Source organism: Longimicrobium sp. (assembly GCF_036399255.1).
GTDB lineage: Bacteria > Gemmatimonadota > Gemmatimonadetes > Longimicrobiales > Longimicrobiaceae > Longimicrobium.
The window spans coordinates 48,709-71,716 of the sequence record NZ_DASWNM010000136.1; the positions used below are offsets into that span (position 1 = coordinate 48,709).

3 protein-coding genes are annotated in these 23,008 nt (G+C 77.7%); all 3 read right to left on the reverse strand.

Annotation, left to right across the window (positions count from 1 at the left end):
- Positions 1-24: 24 nt before the first annotated feature.
- The 3 genes from VGC13_RS25290 to VGC13_RS25300 are packed head-to-tail and all read right to left on the reverse strand — an operon-like array spanning position 25 to position 22,501.
- Positions 25-6,564, reverse strand: a complete 6,540-nt coding sequence (locus VGC13_RS25290) for an amino acid adenylation domain-containing protein (RefSeq protein WP_331128099.1) — start codon at positions 6,562-6,564, stop codon at positions 25-27.
- On the reverse strand, positions 6,561-11,174 hold the full coding sequence (locus VGC13_RS25295; protein WP_331128100.1) for a type I polyketide synthase: 4,614 nt from the start codon (positions 11,172-11,174) through the stop codon (positions 6,561-6,563). Before VGC13_RS25295 ends, VGC13_RS25290 begins: the two co-directional genes overlap by 4 nt.
- On the reverse strand, positions 11,171-22,501 hold the full coding sequence (locus VGC13_RS25300; RefSeq protein ID WP_331128101.1) for an amino acid adenylation domain-containing protein: 11,331 nt from the start codon (positions 22,499-22,501) through the stop codon (positions 11,171-11,173). The genes VGC13_RS25295 and VGC13_RS25300 overlap by 4 nt, the downstream gene beginning before the upstream one ends.
- Positions 22,502-23,008: the final 507 nt, after the last annotated feature.

A 23,008-nucleotide genomic window follows, 5' to 3' on the forward strand; every position in this document is an offset into this window, starting at 1 on the left:
GACGCCGGCCCGCGGATCGCGGGGTCAGCCGCCGGGCGCCGCTCCCGGCGCTCCGACGGCGGCGGCGAGCTGGGCGACGGTCGGGGTCTCGAAGAGGAGCCGGAGCGGGAGCTCCACGCCCAAGTCGGCGCGTAGGCGCGCCACCAGGCGCACGGCCAGCAGCGAGTGCCCGCCGAGGGCGTAGAAGTCGTCGTGCACCCCCACCCGCTCCACCCCCATCACCTCCGCCCACGCCGCCGCCATCGCCGCCTCCACCGGCGTGCGCGGCGCCACGTGGGCGTCCGGGGCCGCGGCCCAGGCGGGCGCGGGGAGCGCCTGGCGGTCCACCTTTCCGTTGGGGGTCAGCGGGAGCGCGTCCAGCGGCACGAAGGCGCCCGGCACCATGTGCGCGGGAAGGACCCGGCGAAGGGCGGCGCGGAGCGTGTCGGCCGGCACCCCGCCCACCACGTACGCGGCCAGGCGCCGGTCGCCGGACGCATCCTCGCGCGCCACCACCGTGCAGCCGGCCACCCCGGGAACGCGGCGCAGGGCCGCCTCCACCTCGCCGGGCTCCACCCGGAAGCCGCGCACCTTCACCTGGTGGTCGGTGCGCCCCAGGAACTCCAGCACGCCGTCGTCGCGCCAGCGCACGCGGTCGCCGGTGCGGTAGAGCCGCGCGCCGGGCACGGGCGCGAACGGGTCGGGGAGGAAGCGCTCGGCCGTGAGCCCCGCCCTGCCCAGGTAGCCGCGCGCCGTTCCCTCGCCGCCGGCGTACAGCTCGCCCGCCACCCCCGCGGGCACGGGGCGCAGCGCGGCGTCCAGCACGCGCACCCGCGTTCCCCGCACCGGCCGGCCGATGGGGGCGCGGCCCTCGCGCGGAGCGGCGGGGCCGACGTCGTGCAGCGTGGCGCAGATGCTGGTCTCGGTGGGGCCGTAGCCGTTGACCACGCGCAGCCCGGGGACCGCCGCGGCGATCCGGGCCAGGAGCGCCGCGGGGATCGGCTCCACGCCCACCAGCAGCCGGCGCAGCGCCAGCGGCGGCCCCTGCTCCGCCCGCGCGGCGAGCTCGCCCAGCATGAAGGGGGGGACGTACGCGCCGGTGACCTCGTTCTCCGCCAGCCAGCGGACGAACGCCCCGGGGGTGGCGCGCGTCTCGTCGTCGGGGTGCAGGAGCGCCGCGCCGGAGACCAGCGCCGAGAAGGTCTCGTAGACGGCGACGTCGAACCCCGGGCTGGTCCAGGCGGCGCAGCGGTCGCCGGGGCCCAGGGGAAGGCGGTCCTGCAGGTCGGCCAGCAGGACGTCCACCCCCCGGTGCGGCACCATCACCCCCTTGGGCGTGCCCGTGCTTCCCGAGGTGTAGGCCACGTACGCCAGCCCGTCGGGGTGCGCCGGCACCGCGGGCGCGGCCGCGGGGCGCGCGGCGATGGCCGCGGCCTCGGCGGCCGTGTCGACCAGCGGGGGGACGCCCTCGCCCGCCAGGCCGGCGGGAAGCGGGCCCGCGCACACCACCAGCCGCGCCCCCGAGTCGGCCAGCAGGAAGCGCAGGCGCTCGGCCGGGTAGGCGGGGTCCAGCGCCAGGTACGCGCCCCCCGCCCGCAGCACCGCCAGCAGGGCGACCGCGGTTTCCGGCGTGCGCTCGGCCACGATCCCCACCACCGACCCCGGGCCCGCCCCGCGCGCCGCCAGGTGGTGCGCCAGCCGGTTGGCCGCCGCGTCCAGCCGGGCGTAGCTCAGCGTCCGGCCGCCGGCCCCCACCAGCGCGGGGGCGTCGCCCGCGCGCGCGGCCTGCTCGGCCACCCGGTGGTGAAGGGGGCGCGCCGGGGCGCCGGGGCCGGTGGCGCTCCACTCCTCCAGCAGCGTGCGCCGCTCGCCCTCGTCCAGCACGTCCAGCGCGCCCAGGCGCACCTCCCCCGGCGCGGCCATCCGCTCCATCAGGCGAAGCACGTGCTCCATCATCCGCCCGATGGAGGCCGCGTCGAAGCGCGCCTCGTCGTAGTTCAGGATGAGCTGGATGAGCGGGCTGGTGGAGGCGATGAAGGAGAGCGGGTAGTCCGTCGAGAAGATCACCCGGCGCCGCCCCAGCCGCAGTCCGCCGGTTTCCTTTCCCGTGTAGGCGACCGGGTAGTTCTCGAACATGAACAGGCTCTCGAACAGGCGGGTGCCGCGCGGCACCTCGCTCCACCCCTGCACCTCGGCGAGCGGCGCGTACTCGTAGTCGCGCGACTCGGCCTGGGCCAGCTGCAGCGCGGCCAGCCAGTCGTCGAGCCGCGCGCCCGGGTCCACCCGCACCCGCAGCGGAAGGGTGTTGATGAAGAGCCCCACCATGGCCTCCACCCCCTCCAGCTCCGCCGGCCGCCCCCACCCGGTGTTGCCGAAGACGACGTCGTCTTCGCCGGCGTAGCGGGCCAGGAGGAGCGCCCAGGCGCCCTGCATGAAGGTGTTGAGCGTGACCCCGCGGCGGCGGGCGCCCTCCTCGACCCGCCGCGTCCGCTCGGCGGTGAGGGTGGCCACGTGGTCCACGTGGCGCCCCTGCGCGGCGCCGGGGGCGCGGTCGGCGCCCAGCGGGGTGGGCGCCGCGAAGCCGGCCAGGACGCCGCGCCAGTAGCGCTCGGCGGCGCCGGGGTCCCGCCGCGCCAGCCAGGCCACGTAGTCGCGGTACGGCCGCGCGGGGGGAAGCTCCAGCGTCTCGCCCGCGCTCCAGGCGCGGTACAGGGTGAACACCTCGCGGCGGATGGTGGACCACGACCACCCGTCCAGCACCAGGTGGTGCAGGCTCCACACGAACCAGTACGACTGCTCGCCCGTCCGGAACAGGGCGAAGCGCAGGAGCGGCGCCTCGCCCAAGTCGAAGCCGCGGGCCCGGTCCCGGGCCAGGAAGCGCTCCAGGTCGGCTTCCTGCCGCCCGGGCGAGCGGTCGCGCCAGTCCTCCAGCGTCCAGGGAAGCTCCACCGCGGCGTGCACGCGCTGCAGCGGGCGGCGCAGCCCCTCCCAGGCAAAGGCGGTGCGCAGGAAGGGGTGGCGGCGCACCACCTCGGCCCACACGCGCCGCAGCAGGGGCACGTCCACCCCCGCCTCCAGCCGCTGCGCCGTCTGCACCTGGTACGCCTGCGACTCGCCGCCGCCGTAGAGGACGTGAAAGAGCATTCCCTCCTGCATGGGCGAGAGCGGGTACAGGTCCTCCACCCCGCTTCGCCCCCCCAGCGCCGCGTCCAGCTCCGCCGGCGTCACCCCCGCCAGGGGAAAGTCGTCCGGCGTGTACGTGCCGTCGGCGGCCCGCGGCGCCGCGCCGGCCGGAGCGGCGGGGGACGCCTCGGCCGGGGCGGCGGCGCGGGCCACGCGGGCCAGCGCTTCCACCGTCTTGTGCTCGAACATCATCCGCGGGGTGACCTCCATTCCCTCGCGGCGCGCGCGCACCACCACGCGCACGAAGAGGATGGAGTCGCCCCCCAGCGCGAAGAAGGAGTCGCGCACTCCCACGCGCTCCACCCCCAGCGCCTCGGCCCAGATCCGGGCCAGCGCCTCTTCGGTGGCGTTGCGCGGAGCCACGTAGCCCGCCTCGCCGCCCCCGAACGCGGGCGCGGGAAGGGCGCGGCGGTCCAGCTTGCCGCTGGCGTTGAGCGGAAACGCCTCCAGGGGCACGAAGGCGGCGGGGACCATGTAGTCGGGAAGGTGCCGGCCCAGGTGGCCGCGCAGCGTCTCGGTGCCGGCGTCGCCCACCACGTACGCCACCAGGCGCACCTGCCCCGGCGCGTCCTCGCGCGCCACCGCCAGCGCGCCGCGCACGCCGGGGTGGCGGGCCAGCACGGCCTCGATCTCCCCCAGCTCCACCCGGAAGCCGCGCACCTTCACCTGGTGGTCGGTGCGCCCCAGGTACAGCAGGGTGCCGTCGGGGCGAAAGCGGCCGCGGTCGCCCGTGCGGTACATCCGCGCCCCCGGGCCCCCGGCCGGGTCGGGGACGAAGCGCTCGGCGGTGAGCGCGGGGCGGCCCGCGTACCCGGGCGAAAGCCCCTCGCCGCCGATGCAGATCTCCCCCGGAAGGCCGATGGGAAGGGGCCGCAGCCACCGGTCCAGCACGTGCACGCGGGTGTTGGCCACGGGGCGGCCCACCGGCACCTCGTCGGCGTCGTCCGCCAGGGCGCGGCAGTCGAAGCAGGTGACGTCGGCGGCCACCTCGGTGGAGCCGTAGAGGTTGACCAGCGCGGCCCCGGGCGCGGCCGCGCGGAAGGCGCGGTGCAGCGCGCCGTCCACCGGCTCGCCGCTGCACACCCAGGTGCCCAGCGCCGGGAGGCGCGCGCCCAGGTCGGGGTGCGTCTCGACCAGGGCCCGCAGCAGCGAGGGGACCAGGACGATGCGGGTGCACCCGTGCGCGCCCAGCGCCTCCACCAGCCGCTGGGGGTCGCGCACCACCTCGTCGGGGATCACCACCAGGGGCACGCCCCGCAGCAGCGGCGAAAAGATCTCGGCCACCGCGTCGGCGAAGCCCGGGCTGGTCTTCTGGCAGCACACCTCGCCGGGGGCGTACGGGTACGCGCCCCACATCCACGCCAGGCGGTTCACCATGGCCCGGTGCGATCCCAGCACCCCCTTGGGCGTCCCCGTGCTCCCCGAGGTGTAGATGACGTACGCCGGCGTCTCGCTGTCCACCGGCGCTTCGCCGTCCACGGGCGCCTCGCTCTCCACCGGCGCTGGGCCCTCCGCGGGCGCGCCGGCGGCGTCCAGGCGCACCACGTCCCTTCCCTCCCCCTCCACCGCGGCGGCCAGCGCCGAGCGGGTAAGGACCACCCGCGCACCCGCGTCGGCGAGCATGTACCGCAGCCGCGCGGGGGGAAGCGAGCGGTCCAGCGGGACGTACGCCGCCCCCGCCTGGAGGGCCCCGAAGAGGGCGGCCACCTGCTCGGCGCCGCGCTCCAGGCAGATGCCCACGCGGTCGCCGGGCCGCACCCCGCGCGCGCGCAGCAGCCGCGCCAGGCGCCCGGCCCACGCGTCCAGCCCGGCAAAGGTCACGCGCGCCGCGCCGTCGACCACCGCCACCGCGTCGGGGGTGCGCGCGGCCTGCGCCCGCAGCAGTCCGTGCAGCGTGTCCCCCGAGGGGTACGGCGCCTCCGTGCGGTTCCACTCCTCCAGCAGGCGCCGCTCGTCGGCGTCCACCAGCCGCAGCGCCGAAAGGCGGACGTCCGGGTCGGCCGCCACCTGCTCCACCACCGACACCAGGTGGTCCAGCAGCCGCCGGGCGGTGGAGGGGTCGAAGAGCTCGGCGCGGTACTCCAGCGTGCAGCTGACCCCCCGCGCGTGCACCAGGCAGTCCAGCGAAAGGTCGAAGCGCGCCGCGCCGGCGTCCACGTCCATCGCCCGCACCGCCGGCCCCCCGCCCCCGCCCCCCGAGGCGGGGGCGTTGGCGTTCTGCAGGATGAACTCCACCTGGTAGAGCGGGGTGTGCCCCAGCGTCCGCTCCGGGCGCAGCTCGGCCACCACGCGCTCGAAGGGGACCTCCTGGTGCTCGTAGGCGCCCAGGGTGACCTCGCGCACCCGGCGCAGCACCTCGCGGAAGGTGGGGTCGCCGGACAGGTCGGTGCGCAGCACCAGGGGGTTGATGAAGAGGCCGATCAGCCCTTCCAGCTCCGGGCGGCCGCGCCCGGCCGTGGGGCTTCCCACCACCACGTCGTCCGTCCCCGCGTAGCGCGCCAGCAGCGCCTGGTACGCGCCCAGCAGGGCCATGAAGAGGGTGGCGCCCTCGCCGCGCCCCACCTCCTCCAGCCGCCGCGCCGCCTCGGCGGGGATCACCGCCCGCGCGCGCCCCCCCCGGTGCGACTGCACCGCCGGGCGGGGGCGGTCGGTGGGCAGCTCCAGCAGCTCGGGCGCGCCGGCCAGCCGCTCGCGCCAGTACGCCAGGTGGCGTTCGGGCGCCGCCGCCGCCCCGCGCTGCCACGCGGCGTAGTCGCCGTACTGCAGCGGCGGCTCGGCCAGGGGCGACTCGCGCCCGGCGCGGAACGCCTCGTACAGGGCGAAGAGCTCGCGCAGAAAGACGCCCATGCTCCACCCGTCGGTGACGATGTGGTGCATGCACAGGAGGAGCACCCGCTCGTCGCCGGCCAGCCGCAGCAGCCCCGCGCGCAGCAGCGGCCCCGCCTGCAGGTCGAAGGGGCGCGCCGCTTCTTCCGCCGCGCGCCGCAGGGCCTCGGCCTCGCGCGCCTCCGGCGGCAGGGCGGACAGGTCGTCGACGGGGAGGACCAGCCCGGCGAACGGGGCCGCCGCCTGGGCGGGGACGCCGTCCTCCTCGCGAAAGGTGGTGCGCAGCACCTCGTGGCGGCGCACCAGCTCGCCCAGCGCGCGCTCCAGCGCGGCCTCGTCCACCGCGCCGGAAAGGCGCAGGCTGGCGGGAAAGTTGTACGCGGGAAGCCCCGGCTGCACCCGGTCCAGGAACCAGAGCCGCTCCTGCGCAAAGGAGAGCGGCGCGTCCCCCGGCGGGCGGCGGGGGATGGGGGACGGCCGGGCCACCGACAGGCCGCGGAGCCGCGCCTCGCGTAGCGCCTGCTTGGCGGGAGAAAGCCGGGCGCCGGCCGGCGGGTCGGAAACGGGAGTGCTCATGCGGCGGATCCTTCCAGGAGGGCCGAGGCCTCTTCGTCGCTCATCCCGTCCAGCTCCAGCAGGATGGCCTGGTCGATGACCCCGGCGAGGGCGGCGATGGTGGGTGCCTCGAAGACGGCGCGGAGCGGAAGCTCCACCCCGAAGGTGTCGCGGACGCGGGCGATCACCCGCATCCCCAGGAGCGAGTGGCCGCCCAGCGCGAAGAAGTCGTCGCGCACCCCGACCTCGCGGATCCCCAGCAACTCGCGCCAGACGCCGGCCAGGAGCTCCTCGGCCGGGTTGCCGGGGGCGTGGTAGCGGCCGACCCCCGCGGGGCGCGGGTGCAGCGCGTCGCCGCCGCCGGGCGCGGGGGCCGGCGGGGCCGGGCGCGGCGCGCGCACCCGGTCGGCGCGCGCCTCCAGGCCGCAGGTGGAAACCACCACCCGCGGCTCGCCGGCCAGCGCGGCCAGGTGCTCGAAGGCGCGGGCGCCCTCCGCGGGAAAGATGGCCAGCTCGGTAAAGGCGGTGCGCGCCTCGTCCACCAGGTGCCAGCGGTCCCACCCCACGCTGGTCCAGCGGCCGCCCTCGGCGCACACCCGCTGCGCCCAGGCGTCGGCCAGCGCGCACGCGGCCATGAACGCGCCCAGCTCCGGCGCGCCCAGCACGGGCAGGTTGGAGCCCTGCAGGAGGCAGAAGTCCAGCCCCAGGCCGGCGGTGGCCTGGCGCAGCGCCGCCAGCTCGCGCGACACGCGGGCGAGCGCCGCCGGGGCGCCCGCCGCCCCCCGGGCCAGCGGCGCGTGCGCCGCCGCCGCGCCCAGCCGCGCGGTGTGCACCACGCCGTGCAGCCCGCCGAACGCCTGCCGCGCCCGCAGCACGGCGTCGGTCAGCGCCGCCGCGTCGTCGGGGGCGGCGCGCAGCAGGAGGGGCCCCGCGCCCCGCCCTTCGGCGGCGCGGAGAAAGCGGATGGTGGCCGCGCCGGCGTCGTCGGGCGCGGCGGCGGCCAGGTGCGCGTCCCACCCCTCGGGCGCGGGAAAGGCGGGGTCCACCACCACCGCCACCCGCGCGCCCAGCTCCGTGGACAGGTGCCGGGCCAGGACGGCGCCCCCCGCCGCCAGCGCGCCGCAGAACAGGTAGGCGCCGCCGGGGCGCAGCCCGGCCGCGCCCTCCGGCGGACGCACCGCCTGGTAGCCGCGGGTCCAGCGCAGCGGCCCGCGCAGCGCGGCCACCGCCTCCCCGCCCCCGGCCAGGGCCTCGGCCAGGAGCGCGTCCACCAGGCCGGGGTCGGAGGACCGCACGTCCACCACGCGGCAGGCGGCGTGCGGGTGCTCGCGCGAAAGCGCCAGCGCGGCGGCCGCCGCCGTGGCGCGCGCGGGGCGCACCGGCTCGCCCCCCGCCACGTCCTGCGCCCCCTCGGTGACCGTCAGCACGCGGAGGGGCCCGCCGGCCGCGTCGCCCGCGAAGGCGGCGGCGACCGCGGCGAGGGTGGCGTATCCCCGCGCGTGCGCCCGCTCGAAGGCGCCGTCGTCCTCCCCCTCGGGGTCCATCCCCCACAGGTGGACCACCCGCCGGGGACGCAGGCCGGCGGCGGCGAGCGCGTCGCGCAGCGCGTCCAGGTCGCCGGCCGCGCCGGGGCGCGCGGTGTAGCGCGCGTCGCCCACGCGGGCAAAGCCGTCGCCCGCCTCCACCACCGCCACCGCGTGGCCCAGCGACTCCAGCCGCCCGGCCAGCCGCCCCCCGGCCCCCGCCGCGTCGGCCAGCACCACCCACGCCGCCGGCTCGGGCGCGGCGGGACGGGCGAGCGGCGCCCGCGTCCAGGTGGGAAGGTACAGCCAGTCGGCCGGGTCGGGCCGGCGCGCCAGCGGGTCGCCGCCGCGCGCGCCCGCCCGGGCGGGGGCGCGGTCGATCCAGAAGCGCGTCCGCTCGAAGGGGTAGGTGGGCAGGGGCACGCGGCGCAGGCGCTCGCCCCGGTGCATGGCCTCCCAGTCCACGCGGGCGCCGGCCGCCCACAGCCGCCCGGCCGCGCCCAGCACGTGCGCCACGTCGGGGTGCCGCTCCCAGCCGTGGCGCAGCGAGGCCACCACCGTGGGGGGCTCGCCGCTCCAGGCGGGGTGCTGCACGGTCAGCATCCGCAGCCCGTGGCCGGGGCCCACCTCCAGCAGCGTCCGCTGCCCGCCCGCGGCCAGCGCCTCCACCCCCTCGCCGAAGCGCACCCGGCTCACCAGGTGGCGCGCCCAGTACGCGGGGTCGGTGGCCTCGGAGGGGCGGATCCACGTTCCCGTGACGTTGGAGACGAAGGGAATGCGGGGCGCGTGCAGCCGCACGCCGGCGAGCAGGCCGGCCAGCCGCTCGGCCACCCCCTCCATCATCGGCGAGTGGAAGGCGTGGCGGACGGGGAGGCGCCGGTGGACGGCCCCGCGCGCCGCCAGCTCCGCCTGCAGCGCGTCGACCGCCGCCGCCGGGCCGGACAGGACGGTGATGGAGGGCCCGTTCAGCGCGCCCACGCACAGCCCGTCGCGCAGGTACGGGCGCGCCTCTTCCTCGGGAACGGCCAGCCCCAGCATCCCCCCCTCGGGGAGCCCGGCGATCAGCTTCGCCCGCTCGGCGGTCAGCATCAGCCCGTCCTCCAGCGACCACACGCCGGCCAGGGTGGCGGCCACGTACTCGCCCAGCGAGTGGCCCAGCATGGCCGCCGGGCGCACCCCCCAGCTCATCCACAGCCGCGCCAGGGCGTACTCGGTCACGAACAGCGCGGGCTGCGCCAGGTGGGTGCGGTTCAGCCAGGCGCCGGGGTCGTCCGCGGGGGCGTCGCCGCGCCCCAGCATGGCGCGCAGGTCGATCCTGCCCACCGGCTCGTCCTCGTGCCGGGGCGCGCCGGGCGGGTACAGCACCTCGCGCAGGTCCGCGCCCAGCCGCGGGCGCAGGAGCTCGGCGCAGCGGTCCACCGCTTCGCGGAACACCGGCTCCGCCTCGTACAGCCCGCGCCCCATCCCCGGGTAGTGGCTTCCCAGCCCGGGAAACAGGAAGGCCACCGGGGGCGCCTCGTCCGCGGCGCGGCCGCCGGCCAGCCGGTCGGGGGCGCGCGACTCCAGCGCCTCGGCCGCCTCCTCGTGCGTGCGCGCCACCACCACGCGGCGGTGCTCGAAGGCGCGGCGCCCCGTGCGCAGCGTGTGCGCGGCGTCGGCCAGCGCCTGCTCGGGGTGCGCGCGCAGGTGCGCGGCCAGCCGGTCGGTGACCGCCTCGAGCGCGGCGGGGGTGCGCGCCGAGAGCGCCAGGAGCTGCCAGCGGCGCGCGGGCGCGGAGGGCGCCGGCGCGGGCGGCTCTTCCAGCACCACGTGGGCGTTGGTCCCCCCCATCCCGAACGACGACACGCCCGCGCGGCGCGGCGGGGCGCCGTCTTCCCGTCCCGGCCAGGGACGCGGCGCCGTGTTGACGAAAAAGGGCGAGGCGGCGAAGTCGATGCGCGGGTTGGGCGTGCCGAAGTGCAGCGAGGGGGGGATCTCGCCGTGCTCCACCGCCAGCGCGGCCTTGATGAGCCCCGCCGCCCCCGCCGCGGCGTCCAGGTGGCCCACGTTGGTCTTCACCGAGCCCAGCGCGCAGGACTCCCGCCGGGGCGCGGCGCCGAAGGCCTGGGTGAGCGCGGCCACCTCCACCGGGTCGCCCAGCTCCGTCCCGCTGCCGTGCGCCTCGACGTAGCCCACGGTGGCGGGGTCCACGCCGGCCACCGCCAGCGCCTCCTCGATCACCGCCGCCTGCCCCTCGACGCTGGGCGCGGTAAAGCCCACCCGCCGCGCCCCGTCGTTGTTGACGGCCGAGCCGCGCACCACCGCGTGGATGGTGTCGCCGTCGGCCAGGGCGTCGGCCAGGCGCTTGAGGACCACCAGCGCCACCCCCGCGCCCCCCACGGTGCCGCCGGCGCGCGCGTCGAAGGCGCGGCAGAAGCCGTCGGGCGAGACGATGCCGCCCGGCGCGTACAGGTAGCCGCGGTCCTGCGCGCCCTTGATGGCCACGCCCCCCGCCAGCGCCAGGTCGCACTCGCCGGCCAGCAAGGCCTGGCAGGCCACGTGCACCGACACCAGCCCGGTGGAGCAGGCGGTCTGCACGGTGAGGGCGGGGCCGCGCAGGTTCAGCCGGTGCGCGGCGCGGGTGGCCAGGAAGTCGCGGCCGTTCCCCAGCTCCGCCTGCAGCGCGCCCACCGCCTCCACCAGCTCCGGGCGCGAAAAGACGCGGGCCAGGTAGTCGCTGGACGACGAGCCCGCGTACACGCCCACCGTCCCCTCTACGGCGCCGGGGGCGTACCCCGCGTTCTCCAGCGCCTCCCAGGCGGCCTCCAGGAACACGCGGTGCTGCGGGTCCAGCGTTTCGGCCTCGCGCGGGTTGTAGCCGAAGAAGCCGGCGTCGAAGAGGTCGAAGCCGTCCAGCGACCCGCGCGCCCGGACGTACGCGGGGGTGCGGAGGAGCGCCGGGTCCACCCCCGCCGCCGCCAGCTCGTCCTCGCCGAAGAAGCGGATGGAGTGCGTGCCCGCGCGGAGGTTGCGCCAGAACGCCTCCACGTCGGCCGCCCCGGGAAAGCGCCCCGCCATCCCGATGAGCGCCACCGCCCCCGCCGCGCCCGCCTGCGCCGTGTCCGTCATTCGTCCGCTCCGCTGGTGTGTGGGTGTCCGGCTCCGCCCCGTGCCCCCGCCAGCCCCAGCCGCCGGGCGGCGCGCTCCCTTCCCTCCCCCGCCGGCGTGGGCGGCGGGGGCGACGACGCGCCCGCGTCCAGGTGCGCGGCCAGCGCGGCCACGGTGGGGTGGCGGAACAGGTCGATGATCGAAAGCGCCCGGCCCATCTGCGCCTGCAGCCGCGCGTGCACCCGGGCCAGCAGGAGCGAGTGGCCGCCCAGGTCGAAGAACCCGTCGTGGCGCCCCACCCGCTCCACCTCCAGCACCTCGCGCCAGAGCGCCGCCACCCGCTCCTCGGTGGGAGAGCGCGGCGGGGCGAACGCGGCCGCGGCGGGGGCGGCGCTCTCGCGGGGCGCGGGGAGCGCCGCGCGGTCCAGCTTTCCGTTGGTGGTCAGCGGAAGGCGGTCCAGCGTCACGAAGGCGGCGGGAACCATGTGCTCGGGAAGGCGCTCGCGCGCCGCGCGCCGCAGGTCGGCCACCAGCGCGGCCGTGGAGTGCCACCGCCCGCCGTCTTCATCCCCCTCCCCCCCGCCGTCCGGGGAAGACGGGGAGGCGGCGCCGGGGCGCAGGGCGTACAGGTCCCAGAGGGCGGTGCCGGCCAGCGCGGGGTCGCGCTCCAGCGACACCGTGAAGCCCCGGGCCTCCAGCAGCGCGCGGACGCGGTCCAGCCGTCCCCCGGTGTCGTGCACCTCCATGGCCACCTGGCGGACCTTTTCCCAGTCGGCGTCGTCGATCCCCGCCAGCACCTCGAGCTCACTCTTTTCCACGTCCACCTTCAGCAGGTCGATCCGCCGCACCCCCTCGTCGCGGATCACCTGCGACAGGGTGCGCAGGCGGCAGGTCACCGGGCGCGCCTCCAGGCGGTGCTCCAGGAGCGCGTCCAGCCCCTCGCGCACCCCGGCGGCGTGCGACTCGGCGCTGTGCAGCAGGAACGCCTTCACCGTGTCGCGCTCCTCGGCCGCGTCGGCGAAGCGCCCGGACAGGACGGAGGCGTGGGGATAGAAGGTGAACACGGCCTCGCCCTCGCGCTCGGCCAGGCCGTGCTCCAGCACCCGCACGCCGCCGCCGTGCAGCGCGGCGTTCAGCCGCAGCACCGCGGCCACGGCGGGGATGGGCTCGAAGGCGTAGACGCGGGCGCGGGGACGCAGCATGGACACGCGCGCGGTGAAGAAGCCGGCGTTGGCCCCCACGTCGAAGACCACGGCGTCGTCGGGAAGGGCCACGCCCTGCCGCAGGTAGGCGCCGCGCGCGAAGATCTCCTGGTACAGGGTGGCCGTCTCGCCGGGGTTCAGCGACACCATCTCGGTGCCGTCGGGGAGCGTTTCCACCCGGTGCCCGTCCAGCGCGCCGGTGCGCCGCAGCTCCGCCAGCCGCCGGGGCGCCCGGGCGTGCTCCGCGTGGGGAACCACGTACGCGGCCAGCCGCCGGTCGCCGGGGGCGTGCTCGTACGCGGCCACCACCACGTCCTCCACGGCGGGGTGGGCGCGCAGGGCCGCCTCGACCTCGCCCGGCTCTACCCGGAAGCCGCGCACCTTGACCTGCTGGTCGCCGCGCCCCAGGTACTCCAGCGAGCCGTCGGCGCGGCGCCGCGCCCGGTCGCCCGAGCGGTACAGGCGCGCCCCGGGCCGCCCCGAGAAGGGGTCGGGGACGAAGCGCCGGGCGGTGAGCGCCGGGCGCCCCAGGTAGCCGCGGGTCACCCCGTCGCCCCCCACGAACAGCTCGCCGGGAACGCCGATGGGGACGGGGCTCCCCGCCGCGTCCAGCACGTACGCGCGCAGGTCGGCCAGGGGAACGCCGATGGGGGTGGGGCGGTCCGGGAGCAGGTCGCCGCCGGCCAGCGCCCGGTAGGTGACGTGCACCGTGGTCTCGGTGATCCCGTACATGTTCACCAGCGCGGTCCCGTCGCCGCGCCGTGCCCGCCAGTCGCGCAGCGAGCCCGGGTCCAGCGCCTCGCCGCCGAACACCACCACGCGCAGCGCGTCCAGGGGGTGGCTCCCGTCGTCGGCGCGCCCCAGCTCGCGAAAGGCCGAGGGGGTCTGGTTGAGCACCGTCACCCGCTCGCGCGCCAGCAGCGCCAGGAACGCCGCCGGGTCGCGCGACACCGCCCAGGGAACGATCACCAGCCGCCCCCCGTACGCCAGCGCGCCCCACGTTTCCCACACCGCCAGGTCGAAGGCGTTGGAGTGGAAGAGCGTCCACGCGTCGTCCGGTCCAAAGCCGAAGTCCGCGGCGGTGGCGTCCAGCAGGCGCAGGACGTTGCCGTGCGTGCCCCCCACCCCCTTGGGGAGGCCGGTGGAGCCCGAGGTGTGGAGGACGTAGGCGAGCTGGTCCGGGTGCACGGGCAGGTCCAGGTCGTCCGCGCCCTCCTCCGCGCAGGGGTCGTCCAGCGAGACCACGCCGAGCCCCGCCCACTCCGGGCGCCCCCGCAGGCCGTCCTCGGCCAGGACCACGCGGACGCCGGCGTCGCGGACGATCCACTCCAGCCGCTCGGCCGGGTACGCCGGGTCCAGGGGGACGTAGGCGCCCCCCGCCTTGAGGATGGCGATCACCCCCGCCACCAGCGCCGGCGAGCGGTCGGCGGCCAGCCCCACCCGCGACTCGGGGCCCACCCCGCACGCGCGCAGCCGCCGCGCCAGCCGGTTGGCGTGCGCGTTGAGCGCGCCGTAGGTGGTGGACCGGCCCTCGAAGGTCAGCGCCACGGCGCCGGGGCGGGCGGCCGCCTGCGCCTCGAAGCGCCGGTGCACCCCGCCCGCCACGGGAAAGGTGGCCCCGGACGGGTCCGACAGCGCCAGCACCCGGCGCCGCTCCGCCGCGTCCATCAGCGCCAGGCCGGAAAGCGGGCGCTCCGGCCGCGCGGCCACCTGCTCCAGCAACCGGACCAGGTGCGCCGCCATCCGCCGCACCGTGCCGGGCTCGAAGAGGTCGGTGCGGTACTCCAGTCCGCCCCGGAGCCCGCCGGGGTGCGCGGACAGGTACAGCATCAGGTCGAAGCGGGCGCGGCGCGTCCGCACCCCCACCCCGCCCACGCGGATCCCCGGCAGCTCCATGCGGGGCGCCTCGCGGTCCAGGGTGAACATCACCTGGAAGAGGGGGGAGTGGCCCAGCGAGCGCTCCGGCTGCAGCGCCTCGACCAGGCGCTCGAAGGGGAGGTCCTGGTGCTCCTGCGCCTGCAGCACCCCCTCGCGCACCCGCGCCAGCAGCGTGGTGAAGGCGGGGTCGCCGGAAAGGTCGGCGCGGTGCACCAGCGTGTTCACGAAGCAGCCGACCACGTCCTCCAGCTCGCGCCGCGTCCGCCCGGCCACCGGGCTTCCCACCACCACGTCCTCCGTCCCCGCCCAGCGCCCCAGGAGCACCTGGAAGGCGGCCAGCACCACCATGAACGGGGTGGCGCCCTCGCGCCGTCCCAGCGCCTCCAGCCCCTCCGCCACCCCGGCCGGGACCGACAGCGGCTCCCACGCCCCCGCCGTCCCCTGCACCGCCGGGCGCGGACCGTCGGTGGGAAGCTCCAGGAGCGCCGGGGCCCCCGCCAGCCGCGCGCGCCACCAGGCCAGCTGCCGCTCCAGCGTCGGGCCGCGCAGCTGCCCGCGCTGCCACACCGCGTAGTCGGCGTACTGCAGCGCGGGCTCGGGGAGCGCCGCCGCCGCCTCGCCCCGGGCGGCGCGGTACAGCGCAGACAGCTCGCGGAAGAGCACCCCCGCGCTCCACCCGTCGCTCACCGTGTGGTGCATGGAAACCAGGAGCACGTGCTCGTCGCCGGCCAGCCGCAGCAGCGCCGCGCGGAACAGGGGGCCCGCCGCCAGGTCGAAGGGGCGCGCCGCGTCCTCCTCGGCCCGCCGCCGCGCCGCGGCCTCGCGCTCCGCCGCGTCCAGCCCCGTCAGGTCGTCCACGGCCAGGGCGAAGCCGGCGAAGGGCGCCACGACCTGCGCCGGGGCGCCGCGCTCGTCCGAGAAGGTGGTCCGCAGCGCCTCGTGCCGGCGCACCACCCCGCCCAGCGCCCCCTCCAGCGCCGCCGCGTCCAGCGGGCCGCTCAGCCGCAGCGCCATGGAGATGTTGTACAGCGGGCTTTCCGGCTGCACCCGGCTCAGGAACCAGAGCCGCTCCTGCGCAAAGGAAAGCGGAAGCGGCCCGCCGCGGCCGGCCCGCGCCACCGGCGCCGCGGGCGCGTCCCCCCGGCCGCGCAGCGCGTCCACCCGCCGCGCCAGCAGCGCCACGGTGGGCGCCTCGAAGACGGCGCGCACCGGCAGCTCCACCGCGAACGCCTGGCGCACCCGCGACGCCATCCGCGTGGCCAGGAGCGAGTGGCCGCCCAGGTCGAAGAACCCCTCGCGCACCCCCACGCGCTCCCGCCCCAGCACGTCGGCCCAGATCCCCGCCAGCACCGCCTCGGTGTCCGTGGACGGGGCGACGTAGCGCGCCCCGTCGTCGTCGGCGGCGGGCGCGGGGAGCGCCGCGCGGTCCACCTTGCCGCCGGGGGTGCGCGGAAGGGCGTCCACCCGCACGAAGACCGAGGGGACCATGTGCTCGGGAAGGGTGTGCCGCAGCCCGTCGCGCAGCGCGTCCGCCCCGGCGCCGCCGGCGACGTACGCCACCAGCCGCGTGTCGCCGGGGCGCAGCGCGCGCGCGGCCACCACGCAGTCGGCCACGCCGGGAAGCCGCCGCAGCGCCGCCTCCACCTCGCCCGGCTCCACGCGAAAGCCGCGCACCTTCACCTGCGCGTCCACCCGCCCCATGAACTCCAGCACCCCGTCGCCCCGCCAGCGCACCCGGTCGCCCGTGCGGTACAGGCGCGCGCCGGGCGCGGCGCCGAAGGGGTCGGGAACGAAGCGCCCGGCGGTGAGCCCCGCGCGCCCCTGGTAGCCGCGCGCCACCCCGGGCCCGCCCAGGTACAGCTCGCCGGGCACCCCCACCGCCGACGGCTCCCCCGCCCCGTCCAGCACGTACGCGCGCAGGTTGGGAAGCGGCCGGCCGATCGGCGGGGTGCGTCCGTCGGCCACGCAGGCGGCCCAGCAGCTCCCCACCGTGTTCTCGGTGGGGCCGTAGGTGTTCAGAAGGCGCCGCCCCGGGCTCCACCGCTCCACCAGCGCCGCGTCCGCCGCCTCGCCCGCGCTCACCACCGTGCGCAGCGCGGGAAGGTCGTGGGGCGAGAGCAGGGCCAGGACCGAAGGGGGAAGGAGGGCGATGGTGACGCCCTCGCGCCGCAGCGTCGCTTCCAGCGCGGCGCCGGGGACGAGGTCGTCGGGCGCGGCCATCACCAGCGTCCCCCCGGCCAGGAAGGTGGTGAAGAGCTCGGAAACCAGGGCGTCGAAGGAGAACGACGCGAACTGCAGCACGCGGCTGGTCTCGTCCATCCGTCGCGCGGCGATGTGCCCCAGCGCCAGGTTGGGGATGCCGCGGTGGGAAACGAGCACCCCCTTGGGCCGGCCGGTGGAGCCCGAGGTGTAGACCACGTACGCCAGCGCGTCCGCCCCGGCCTCCACCCGCGGCGGGTGCGCCGGCCGCGCGGCGATGGCGTCGGCCTCGGCGTCCAGGTCCAGCAGGCCGGGGACCCCCTCGGCCTCGAGGCCGGGGGGAAGCCCCCCGGCGCAGACCACGGTGCGCGCGCCGGAATCCCGCAGCATGAAGCGCAGCCGCTCGGCCGGGTAGGCGGGGTCCAGCGGCACGTACGCGCCCCCCGCCTTGAGCACGGCCAGCAGGGCCACGACCGTTTCGGGGGCGCGCCGGGCCACGATCCCCACCCGCGCCTCGGGGCCCACCCCGCGCGCGGCCAGGTGGTGCGCCAGCCGGTTGGCGGCCTGGTCCAGCGCGCGGTACGTCAGCGTCCGCGCGCCCAGGCGAATCGCCCCGGCCTCCGGCGTCTGCGCGGCCCGGGCCTCGAAGAGCGCCACGCATCCGCCGGCCGGGTACGCCGCGTCGGTCCCGCTCCACTCGTGCAGGACGCGGGTCCGCTCCTCGTCCCCCGCCATGTCGATGCGCGACAGCCGCGCCCCCGGCCGCGCCGCCACCGCCTCCAGCAGGCGCGCGAAGTGGCCGGCCATCCGCTCCGCCGTCGCGCGGTCGAACAGGTCGGCGGCGTACGCCAGCTCGCCGCGCATCCCGTCGCCCCGCGTGGTGAGGGAGAGCGAAAGGTCCATGCGCACGCTGTCGTTGCGCTGCGGCACCACCTCCACCCGCGGGCCGCCGGCGTGGGCCCCCGCGTCCGCCGCCGTCTCGGCGTGGTGCAGCGCGAACATCACCTGCACCAGCGGCGAGTGGCCCAGGCTTCGCTCCGGGCGCAGCGCCTCCACCAGCCGCTCGAAGGGGAGCTCCTGGTGCTCCAGGGCGGCGCGGGTGGCGTCGCGCGAGCGGCGCAGCAGCTCGCGCACGGTGGGGTCGCCCGACAGGTCGGCGCGCAGCACCAGCGTGTTGACGAAAAAACCGATCAGCGGCTCCACCTCGGGCCGCGCGCGCCCCGAGACGGGGCTTCCCACCACCACGTCGCCGGTGGCCGCGTAGCGGGCCAGGAGCAGCTGAAAGGCGGCCAGCGCCATCGCGAACACCGTCACCCCCTCCCTGCGCCCCAGCGCGCGCAGGCGCTCCAGCACCCCGTCGGGAATCGAGACCGGCACCCGCGCGCCCCGGAAGCGCTGCACCGCCGGGCGCGGGCGGTCGGTGGGCAGCGCCAGCAGCTCCGGCGCCCCGGCCAGCCGCTCGCGCCACCAGTCCAGGTGCCGCTCCAGCGCCTCGCCCGCCAGCTGCGCCCGCTGCCACGCCGCGAAGTCGGCGTACTGCACCTCGGGCTCGGGAAGCGGCGAGGGCTCGCCGCGCGAGAAGGCGGCGTACAGCGTGCCCAGCTCGCGCGCCAGCACCCCCATGCTCCACCCGTCGGTGACGATGTGGTGCATTCCCAGCACCAGCACGTGCTCCTGGTCCCCCAGCCGAAGCAGGCGGGGGGCGAAGAGCGGCCCCGCGGCCAGGTCGAAGGGCCGGGCCACCTCCCCGTCCGCGCGCCGCCGCACCTCGGCCTCGCGCGCGTCCGGGTTCAGCCCGGACAGGTCCTCCACCGGCAGCGTGAAGGGCCCCGGCGGCGCGGCCACGGCCACGGGCACGCCGCCGCGGTCGTGAAAGGTGGTGCGCAGCGTCTCGTGCCGGCGTACGATCTCGCCCAGCGTGCGCTCCAGCGCCGCCGCGTCCAGGGCGCCGGTCAGCCGCAGCGTGAGCGAGTTGTTGTAGAAGGCGCTCCCCGGCTCCAGCTGCTGCAGGAACCAGAGCCGCTCCTGCGCAAACGAAAGGGGAAGGTCGCCGCCGCGCGGCAGGGGAGCGATTCCCGGCAGCGCGGGAAGGGTGGCGCGGCGGCGCGCCTCCACCTCCGCGGCCAGCGCCGCCACCGTGGGGCCCTTGAAGAGGACGGGGACCGGCACCTCGATGGCGAAGACCTCGCGGATGCGCCACAGGAGGCGCAGCGCCAGGAGCGAGTGCCCGCCGCGGGCAAAGAAGTCGTCGCCCGTCCCGACCGGCTCCACCCCCAGCAGCTCGGTGAAGAGCGCCGCCAGCGCGGCCTCGACGGGGGTGCGCGGGGCGGCGTACGCGGCGGGCGCGGCCGGCTGCGCCCCGGGGCGCTGCCCCACCCCTTCGGGAACGGGGCCGAAGGTCTCCACCCGCGGCGCGTCCCCCCGCGGCCGGCGCGCGGCCGGGGCGGGAAGCGCGGCGCGGTCCAGCTTGCCGCTGGCGGTGCGCGGCAGGGCGTCCAGGGGCACGAACACCGTGGGCACCATGTACTCGGGAAGGGTGCGCCGCAGCCCGGCCCGCAGGGCGTCGGAGTCCGCGCCGCCGGCCACGTACGCCACCAGCCGCGCCGCGCCGGGGCCGTCCGCGCGCGCTACCACCGCCGCCTCGCGCACGCCGGCGCAGGCGGCCAGCGCCGCCTCCACCTCGCCCGGCTCGATGCGAAAGCCGCGCACCTTCACCTGGTCGTCCGCGCGCCCCAGGAACTCCAGCGCCCCGTTGCCCCGCCAGCGCGCGCGGTCGCCGGTGCGGTACATCCGCGCGCCGGGCGCGGGGGAGAACGGGTCCGGGACAAAGCGCTCCGCCGTCATCCCCGGGCGCCCCAGGTAGCCGCGCGCCAGCCCGGGGCCGTGGGCGTACAGCTCGCCCGCCACCCCCGGCGGCACCGGGCGCAGCGCCCCGTCCAGCACGTACAGGCGCGTCCCCGCCAGCGGCCGGCCGATGGGCAGGTGGCTCCCGTCCTCGCCGCCGCGCACCCGCCAGGCGGCCACGTCGATCGAGGCCTCGGTGGGGCCGTACAGGTTCACCAGCGCGGCCGAGGGAAGCAGGCGCGCCGCCTCGCGCGCCAGCGCGGCCGGGTACGCCTCGCCGCCGCAGCAGAGCAGGCGCAGGGTGGCGCAGCGCTCCAGCCCCGGGCGCGCGGCCAGCACCTGCAGCATGGTGGGGACCAGCTGCAGGACCGTCACCCCGTGGCGCTGGACGGCGTCCACCAGGTACGCCGGGTCCTGGTGCCCCCCCGGCCGCGCGACCACCACCCGCCCGCCGGTCCACAGGGGAAGGAACACCTCCCACACCGAGGCGTCGAAGGTGAACGGCGTCTTGAAGAGCACCGCGTCGCCGGGGCCCGGGCGGTGCGTCTCCACCGCCCACGCCACCCGGTTGCCGATTCCCCGGTGCGGGATCATCACCCCCTTGGGCCGCCCGGTGGAGCCCGAGGTGTAGATCACGTACGCCAGGGTGTCCGCGTCCGCCCCCCCGTCGGGCCGGCCGGTGGAGAGCGCGTCGTCGTCCTCCACCGGGTCCATGCGCACCACGGGGACGCCCGCGGCCGCCAGGGCGCCGGGGACGGGCCCGTGCACCAGGAGGGCGCGGGGGGCGGCGTCCTTCACCATGAAGGCCAGCCGGTCGTCCGGCAGCGCGGGGTCCAGGGGAAGCCAGGCGGCGCCCGCCTTGAGGATGCCCAGCATCCCCACGACCATCTGGGGCGAGCGCTCGGCGCACAGCCCGACCACCGCGTCGGGGCCGGCGCCCGCGGCGCGGAGCGCGTGGGCCACGCGGTTGGCGCGCGCCTCCAGCTCGGCGTAGGTCACCCGCGCGCCGCCGGCCTCCACCGCCACCGCGTGGGGGGTGGCGTCGGCCTGGCGCTCGAAGCGGGTGTGCAGCGGCGTCCCGGCGGCGCCGGCCGCGGGAACGCCGTTCCAGCTCTCCAGCACCTGGCGGCGGCGGGCCTCGTCCATCAGGGGCAGCGCGCGCACCGGCCAGCCGGGGCCCGCCGCCGCGGCGTCCAGCAGCGTCTGCAGGTGCCCCATCCAGCGGCGTACGGTGGCGCCGTCGAAGAGGCCGGTGGCGTAGTGCGCCTCCAGCCGCGTCTCGGCGTCGGTCTCCACGGCGATCACCGTCAGCTCGAAGCGGGTCACGCCGGTGCGCACCTCCATCCGCTCCACCTCCACCGCCCCCGCCCGCGCCGCCGCGTTCGCTCCGCGCTGCCAGGTGAGCGAGGCGGCGGCCAGCGGCGCGCGCGACAGGTCGCGGGGAATCTCCAGCGCCTCCACCAGCCGCCGCATCGAGAAGCCCCGGTGCTCCATCCCCTGCAGTGCGCGGCTCCGCGAATCCTCCAGAAAGGCGGCGAACGAGGGATCGCCGTCCAGGCGGCTGCGCAGCGGGAGGAGGTAGGTGAAGTAGCCCACCGCCTCCTCCTCGTCCCACGCCTGCCCGGCGGCGGGGGTGGCCACCACCACGTCGTCCTGCCCGGTCAGGCGGTGCAGGAGGAGCTGAAAGGAGGCCAGCAGGACGGCGTAGAAGGTGATGCCGCGCGCCTCGCCGAACGCCCGCACCCGCGACACCACCGCCGGGTCCAGGACAACGACCTCGCGGTCGCCGGCAAAGCCCTGCGCGGCGGAGCGGGGCCGGTCGGTGGGCAGCTCCAGCACCGGCGGGGGCCCCGCCAGCGCCCGGCGCCAGTACTCCAGCGCGGCGTCGGCGCGCGCCGGGTCGCCGGTGCGCGCGCGGACGGCGTCGGCGTAGCGCCCGGGCGCCGGGAGCGTGCACGCGGCCCCGTCCGCGCGCGCCACGTACAGCAGCCACATCTCGCGCAGCAGCGTCCCGTTCGACCAGCCGTCGGTGACGGCGTGGTGCAGGGTGTAGACGACCACGTGGTCGTCCTCCGCCAGGCGCACCACCCGCGCGCGAAAGAGCGGCGCCGCCAGCAGGTCGAAGGCGGTGCGCACCTCCTCGTCCAGCACGGCGTCCAGCGCGGCGCCGGCCTCGCCGGCGGGAAGGGCCGACAGGTCCAGCAGGGGGACGTGCAGCGAAGCGCGCGGCTCCACGTGCTGCGTCTCGCCGCCAGGCGCAAAGCGCACGCGCAGGGCCCCGTGCCGCCGCACCAGCTCCGCGAGCGCACCCCGAAAGGCGTCCACGTCGAAGGGCCCGCGCACCCGCAGCGCCTTGGGCTCGTTGCACGAGCGCGCGCCCTCCTCCGACATCTGCGCCACCAGCCACAGCTCCCGCTGCGCCTCCGTCAGGGGAAGCGCGACCGCCGCCTCGTCCTCGGCGGCATCCCGGTCCTCCGCCACCGCGTGCCCGGCCGAGGCCGCCTGCACCGCACCCTCGTCCCCTGCCACCGCGCGGCGGACCGCGGCGGCCGGCACCGCCGCTTCGTCGGCGGACACGGCCGCGGAGGTGACGGCGGGCGCGGAGGCGGGGGGGACGGGGGATGGGGACGCGGAGACGTCGGGCGCGGGGGGCGCGGGGGGCGCGGCGGGAGCGGCCGCACGCACCGGGGCGGCGGGGTGCACGGGCGCGGCGGCGGGAGTATCCCCGCGCAGCGCGGCGAGCTGCGCCGCCATCAGCTGCAGCTGCTGCGAGACGATGCGCTCCAGCGCCTCCGCTTCCCTCCCCGCGGGGGGTGGAACGGCGGCGGGCGCGGCGGCCGGGGGTGCGGGAGCGGCCGGCGCGGGAGCGGAGCGCTGCGCCGCCGCCGGACGGGCCGGGGGTGCGGACTGCGCCGGCGGGGGGGCGGCGGCCTGCGCCGGGTCGGGGGCGAGCGCGTGGTCCAGGTGCGCGGCCAGGGCGTGCACGGTGTCGACCCCGTCCAGAAGGCGTCGGAACGGGATGCGTACCCCGAACTCGTCGCGGACGAAGCGGGTGGCGCGCAGCAGGAGCAGCGAGTCGGCCCCCTGCGCCAGGAAGCTCTGGTCGGGGTCCACCTCTTCGGCGGCCACGCCGTACAGGCGGCCGAGCTCGCCGCGCAGGACGCGCGTAATGCGAAGGAACCGCGCCGTGCGAAGCGGACTCTCGGTGCTGGACACTGGCGTCACCGTGTTTCCTGGAGGTCTCGGGCAGAGCCGGGGGCCGCGTCCGGGGGGGATGCCGGAGGCGGGGGTGAGTGCACCGGGTGCCATGGAACGGCGCGCGGCACGGCGCCGCGACCGGGCGCCAGGGGGAAGATTCGCCGATGCGCTGACGTTGGGGAAGCTTACCTTTAACGTTAATTTATTTTAAACAAAAGTCAACCTGTATGATCGTCCGTTTCCCGATTCCTTCGGTTGCCGAGCCAGCCCCGGGTTGAAACCGGGGCTGGAAATGCCATAAGCCCCGTCTCGGCTCGCTTCGCTCGCCGAACGGGGCTTCACCTGCTCGGGCAGGCATGGGCCGGCGCGCCGGGATGCGTGGGCGCGCACGGCAGGCTCCGTCTCCTCCAGAGCCGCCAGCCCGCCCCGGGTTAAAACCCGGGGCTGGAAATGCCATAAGCCCCGTCTCGGCTCGCTGCGCTCGCCGAACGGGGCTTCACCTGCTCGGGCGGGCATGGGCCGGCGCGCCGGGAT